The sequence below is a fragment of the Streptomyces sp. NPDC041796 genome (genome assembly GCF_055590785.1).
Genome location: NZ_JBVJAH010000007.1, coordinates 311,281 through 317,519, shown reverse-complemented (window position 1 = coordinate 317,519; position 6,239 = coordinate 311,281). Strand labels below are relative to the sequence as shown.

4 protein-coding genes are annotated in these 6,239 nt (G+C 72.3%); 2 read left to right on the top strand and 2 right to left on the bottom strand.

Annotated features, from left to right (window positions below; all coding sequences use genetic code 11):
- Positions 1-494 precede the first annotated feature (494 nt).
- Both ileS and ACZ6C1_RS16965 read right to left on the bottom strand, forming a co-directional pair.
- Positions 495-3,626 (bottom strand): isoleucine--tRNA ligase, encoded by a 3,132-nt coding sequence (gene ileS / locus ACZ6C1_RS16970; protein ID WP_469241738.1) that lies wholly within the window; start codon positions 3,624-3,626, stop codon positions 495-497.
- A gap of 547 nt (positions 3,627-4,173) precedes the next feature.
- Positions 4,174-5,070 carry a hypothetical protein gene (locus tag ACZ6C1_RS16965; protein ID WP_469241737.1) on the bottom strand — a complete coding sequence of 299 codons (897 nt, stop codon included), beginning with the start codon at positions 5,068-5,070 and terminating at the stop codon, positions 4,174-4,176.
- 64 nt (positions 5,071-5,134) lie between these two features.
- On the opposite strand from ACZ6C1_RS16965, the gene ACZ6C1_RS16960 reads away from it, so the two are divergent.
- A complete protein-coding gene (locus tag ACZ6C1_RS16960; RefSeq protein ID WP_469241735.1) occupies positions 5,135-5,617 on the top strand; it encodes a TraR/DksA family transcriptional regulator in 483 nt (160 codons plus the stop codon).
- 58 nt (positions 5,618-5,675) lie between these two features.
- The gene (lspA, locus tag ACZ6C1_RS16955) at positions 5,676-6,236 is read left to right on the top strand and encodes a signal peptidase II (RefSeq protein WP_469241733.1); all 561 of its coding nucleotides are present in this window, start codon (positions 5,676-5,678) and stop codon (positions 6,234-6,236) included.
- Positions 6,237-6,239 lie beyond the last annotated feature (3 nt).

Genomic DNA, 6,239 nt, shown 5'->3' with positions numbered 1-6,239 from the left:
CCCCCCCCCCCCCCCCCCCCCCCCCCCCCCCCCCCCCCCCCCCCCCCCACCCCCCACCCCCCCGCCCCCCCCCCCCCCCCCCCCCCCCCCCCCCCCCCCCGGCCCTTTGTCGTGCGCGGGGGGGCGGGGGAGCGCGGGGGCCGCGGGGGTGTGGCGGGGCGGGGGTGGGGTGCCGGTGGGGCGGGGGGGGGGTGTGTGGCGGGCGGGGTGCGCTTGGCCTTGGCCGCAGGGCCTTCTTCCACGGCGCAACCGGGGCGATGCCTGTTCTCGGTTCGCCGGCGGGGCGGCTTCCACCGGTGGGTGGGGGCGTGGCCCCTCCGGGCTCACCTCCTCGGGGCCGGCGGCCTGGGTTACGCGTGAGGGAGCCGTGTCGGAGCCGCCGACCCCTGCGGGGGCGACCCCGCACGGCCCCGCCCAGGCCGGACGCCGTCCGCGGGCCGCGGGGAACACGCGAAGGGCCCGGCCACCGAGGTGGCCGGGCCCTTCACGTGCGGTTACGCCTTGCGGAGGCGGAACGTGAGGGACAGGCCCTCGTCGGTGAACGGTTCGCCGTACGTGGCGTCCGCGTCGGCGGCCGAGAAGTCGGTGGCCAGGACCTCGTCGGCGATCAGCTCGGCGTGCTCCGCGAGGGCGGCGACGACCTCCGGGTCGGTGGACTCCCAGCGCAGGGCGATACGGTCCGCGACGTCCAGGCCGCTGTTCTTGCGGGCCTCCTGGATCAGACGGATCGCGTCACGCGCCAGCCCCGCGCGCCGCAGCTCCGGGGTGATCTCCAGGTCCAGGGCGACCGTCGCGCCCGAGTCGGAGGCGACCGACCAGCCCTCGCGGGGGGTCTCCGTGATGATCACCTCGTCAGGGGCCAGGGTGATCGTCTCGCCGTTGACCTCCAGGGTCGCCTCGCCGTTGCGCAGCGCGAGGGAGAGCGCGGCCGCGTCGGCGGCGGCGACCGCCTTGGCCACGTCCTGGACGCCCTTGCCGAAGCGCTTGCCCAGGGCCCGGAAGTTCGCCTTCGCGGTCGTGTCGACGAGCGAGCCGCCCACCTCGGAGAGCGAGGCGAGGGAGGTGACGTTGAGCTCCTCGGTGATCTGGGCGTGCAGCTCCGGCGACAGGGCCTCGAAGCCGGTGGCGGCCACCAGGGCGCGGGAGAGCGGCTGGCGGGTCTTCACGCCCGACTCCGCGCGCGTGGCGCGGCCCAGCTCGACCAGGCGGCGGACGAGGGCCATCTGCGAGGAGAGGGCCGGGTCGATGGCGGAGAGGTCCGCCTCCGGCCAGGTGGTGAGGTGGACCGACTCGGGCGCGCCGGGGGTGACCGGGACGACCAGGTCCTGCCACACGCGTTCGGTGATGAACGGGGTGAGGGGCGCCATGAGGCGCGTGACCGTCTCGATCACGTCGTGCAGGGTGCGCAGGGCCGCCTTGTCGCCGTGCCAGAAGCGGCGCCGGGAGCGGCGTACGTACCAGTTGGAGAGGTCGTCCACGAAGGCGGACAGGAGCTTTCCGGCGCGCTGGGTGTCGTACGCCTCCATGGCCTGGGTGACCTGGTCGGTCAGCGCGTGCAGCTCGGAGAGCAGCCAGCGGTCCAGCACCGGGCGGTCGGCGGGGGCCGGGTCGGCGTCGGTGGGGGCCCAGCCGGAGGTCCGGGCGTACAGGGCCTGGAAGGCGACCGTGTTCCAGTACGTGAGGAGCGTCTTGCGGACGACCTCCTGGATGGTGCCGTGGCCCACCCGGCGCGCGGCCCACGGGGAGCCGCCGGCGGCCATGAACCAGCGCACGGCGTCCGCGCCGTGCTGGTCCATGAGGGGGATCGGCTGGAGGATGTTGCCCAGGTGCTTGGACATCTTCCGGCCGTCCTCGGCGAGGATGTGGCCCAGGCAGACCACGTTCTCGTACGACGACTTGTCGAAGACGAGCGTGCCGACGGCCATGAGCGTGTAGAACCAGCCGCGGGTCTGGTCGATGGCCTCGGAGATGAACTGCGCCGGGTAGCGCTTCTCGAAGAGGTCCTTGTTCTTGTACGGGTAGCCGTACTGGGCGAACGGCATCGAGCCGGAGTCGTACCAGGCGTCGATGACCTCGGGGACGCGGGTGGCCGTCTCCCGGCAGGTGGGGCACGGGAAGGTCACGTCGTCGATGTACGGGCGGTGCGGGTCCAGCGACGACTGGTCACTGCCCGTGAGCTCGGTCAGCTCGTCGAGCGAACCGACGCACGTGAGGTGGTTCTCCTCGCAGCGCCAGATGGGGAGCGGGGTGCCCCAGTAGCGGTTGCGGGAGAGCGCCCAGTCGATGTTGTTGTTCAGCCAGTCGCCGAAGCGGCCGTGCTTGACGGAGTCCGGGAACCAGTTGGTGTTCTCGTTCTCCTCCAGGAGCCGGTCCTTGACGGCGGTCGTACGGATGTACCAGGACGGCTGGGCGTAGTAGAGCAGCGCTGTGTGGCAGCGCCAGCAGTGCGGGTAGCTGTGCTCGTACGCGATGTGCTTGAAGAGCCGTCCACGGGCCTGGAGGTCGGCCGTGAGGGCCTCGTCGGCCTTCTTGAAGAACTGGCCGCCGACGAGGTCGAGGTCCTCCTCGAAGGTGCCGTCGGGGCGGACCGGGTTCACGACGGGCAGGCCGTAGGCGCGGCACACCTTGAGGTCCTCCTCACCGAAGGCGGGCGCCTGGTGGACCAGACCCGTGCCGTCCTCGGTCGTGACGTAGTCGGCGTTGACGACGAAGTGGGCCGTCTCCGGGAAGTCGACCAGGGCGAAGGGGCGCTCGTAGGTCCAGCGCTCCATCTCGGCACCGGTGAAGGTCCGCCCGGTGGGCTCCCAGCCCTCGCCGAGGGCCTTGGCGAGGAGCGGCTCGGCGACGACGAGCTTCTCGTCGCCGTCGGTCGCGACGACGTAGGTGACCTCGGGGTGGGCGGCGACCGCGGTGTTGGACACGAGGGTCCAGGGGGTCGTCGTCCAGACGAGGAGGGAGGCCTCGCCCGCGAGGGGGCCCGAGGTCAGCGGGAAGCGGACGAAGACGGAGGGGTCGACGACCGTCTCGTACCCCTGGGCCAGCTCGTGGTCGGACAGGCCGGTGCCGCAGCGGGGGCACCAGGGGGCGACGCGGTGGTCCTGGACCAGGAGGCCCTTGTCGAAGATCTCCTTGAGGGACCACCACACCGACTGCACGTACTCGGGGTCCATGGTGCGGTACGCGTCGTCCAGGTCGACCCAGTAGCCCATCCGGGTCGTCAGCTCGGCGAACGCGTCCGTGTGGCGGGTCACCGACTCGCGGCACTTGGCGTTGAACTCGGCGATGCCGTACGCCTCGATGTCCTTCTTGCCAGAGAACCCGAGCTCCTTCTCGACGGCGAGCTCGACCGGCAGGCCGTGGCAGTCCCAGCCGGCCTTACGGGCGACGTGGTAACCGCGCATGGTGCGGAAGCGGGGGAAGACGTCCTTGAAGACGCGGGCCTCGATGTGGTGCGCGCCGGGCATGCCGTTGGCGGTGGGCGGGCCCTCGTAGAAGACCCACTCGGGGCGGCCCTCGGACTGCTCAAGGGACTTCTGGAAGACCTTGGCCTCGCGCCAGAAATCGAGCACGGCGTGCTCGAGCGCGGGCAGGTCGACCTGGGCGGGTACCTGGCGGTACTGCGACATCGAATCCTCCGGCGGACTGTTCCTCGTTCCGTCGGAGGGACGAGAGCGCCTGCGCTGCGGCCGGCTCCCGCGGTACCACCCTCCTTGGCCCCGGGCGCCTCGTTGGCGTCCTGAGCCCCCTCATTGGGGTCGCGATGCCGGTTCTACTGACCCCGCGGTCTCCCGAGGGGCGTTCTTCCGGCGGCTCCGGGGTGATGCTTCACATCGGGCTCGCCCCCGGGCTCTCACCGTCCCCGGGTCGCTCATGGCTGCGTACGACGCTACTCGTCCCCATCCAAGCCTTTCGCTGCGCCCAGTGTAAGCGCCCGGGCGGACAGCGGCCGACCGGTTTCACGGGTGTGCGGGCGGCGGTGGAGGAGTGACCCGAATGGCCACACAGGGTTCGACGGGCTCAAGGCGGGGATGGGGGCGGATTACAGGGCGGGGAGCTGGGCACAACGGATGCAGGCTGTCCTTGCCGCGGGCATGGGGCGTCCGTACCGGCGGCGTGCCCCGTTGCCGCGGGGCTTGAGTCGATTTATCGTCCCAGCACGATTCGCGAGCAAGATCACAATATGTGAAGGGGCCGCGAGATGGTGGCGAAGAAGACCGCCGTGAACAAGACGGCGTCCGGCAGATCCACCGCCACGGCCACGGGCGCGGCGGCCAAGGACACGACGGGGAAGAAGAGCACGGCGTCGGCGTCGTCGGCCCGGGCCCGCAAGACGGTCACGAAGAAGGCCGTGGGCGGGGCGGTGACGGCGCGGGGCGATGCCGCTGCCGCGAAGAAGGCGGACCGCTCCGCCAGGCGCGCCGAGACGGCGGAGGCCGCGGCACCGACACCGCCCAAGCGCTCGTCCGGCCGTGCCGCCTCCGAGCGGGCGGGCCCGGCGGCACGGAAGCCCGCCGCCAAGGCGACGGCGAAGAAGGCGGCCACGAAGGACGGCCACGTCGCGGAGGCGTCCACCGAGGGCGCGTCCGCCAAGCGGGCGGCGAGCAGGAAGGCCACCGGCGGCAAGGAGAGCGGTTCACCGGCGACGGCCAGGAAGACGGCGGGTGAGACCGTGCCGGCCAGCTCGGCCTCGGCCACGAAGACGACCACGGGCAGAACGGCGGCCAAGGAGCCCGAGCCGACCGGCGACGGCGGCGGGAAGGTGTCGGCCGCCGAGCGGGTGGGGAAGAAGGCGACCGCCGGGAGCGGTGGCGGGGAGACGGCCGCAAGGAAGGCGCCGGCCAGGAAGGCGGCCCGTAAGGAGGCTTCCGGGGCGGCGCCCCGGGGGAAGGCCGCCGTGACGAAGGGCGAGGAGGTGCCGTCGCAGGAGCCGCCGGCCACGGAAGGCGGCGCCGAGGAGGCGGTGGACGGCAGGACGGCGTCTCGTAGGAAGGCGGCCGGTACGCCGACGGCCGGTGAGAAGAAGGCCGCCACGGGCCGGGTGGGGAAGAAACGCGTGGCGGGGAAAGCCACGGAACAGGCCGCATCCGCGGCCGAGGGGGCGGCCGAGGCCGCGGAACAGACAGGAGCCAGGACAGTGGCAGCGAAGAAGACCGCGGATGTGACCACGGCGCCGGCCGCCTCGGCCGTGCCCCCCGCCCGGGGCATCGCCGGGACGGCACCGGAGGAGCTCGCCGTACGGCCCGGGGAGGAACCCTGGAGCGCCGAGGAGGTCGCCGAGGCGCGGGCCGAGCTGGAGGGCGAGGTGGCACGCCTGCAGGCGGAGATCACCGCCTCCGAGGAGGCCCTGTCCGGGCTGATGCGCGACTCCGGGGACGGCGCCGGCCACGACGAGGCCGACACCGGCACCAAGAACATCACCCGCGAGCACGAGATGGCGCTCGCCGCCAACGCCCGCGCCACCCTGGAACAGACCCAGCACGCCCTGCAGCGGCTCGACGCCGGGACGTACGGCCTGTGCGAGGTGTGCGGCAAGCCCATCGGCAAGGCGCGCATGCAGGCGTTCCCCCGCGCGACCCTGTGCGTGGAGGACAAACAGAAGCAGGAACGGCGAGGCTGAACCCGTACGTGTGTGCCGTACCCTCGTGCACAGTAGGCACCTAGGTTGAGGGACTCACGTGGCAGAGGTGGAGCGGACCATCGGTACGCCGGATGTTGACGACGAGGCCGCGGCGCCGCTGGAGCGGCCCAGGGGCAGGCGCCGCATCCTGGCGCTGTTCGTCGTGGCCCTGGTGGCCTACCTGCTGGACCTCGGCAGCAAGATGCTCGTGGTGGCCAAGCTGGAGCACCACGAGCCGATCCAGGTCATCGGCGACTGGCTGAGGTTCGTGGCGGTGCGCAACCCGGGCGCGGCCTTCGGGATGGGCGAGGCGTTCACGGTGATCTTCACCTGCATCGCGGCAGCGGTCATCGTGGTGATCATCCGGCTGGCGCGGAAGCTGTACAGCCTGCCCTGGGCGATCGCGCTGGGCCTGCTCCTCGGTGGCGCGCTCGGCAACCTCACCGACCGGATCTTCCGCTCGCCCGGCGTCTTCGAGGGCGCGGTCGTCGACTTCATCGCGCCCGCTCACTTCGCGGTGTTCAACCTCGCGGACTCGGCGATCGTGTGTGGCGGGTTCCTCATTGTGATCCTGTCGTTCAAGGGGCTGGACCCGGACGGGACCGTCCACAAGGACTGACAA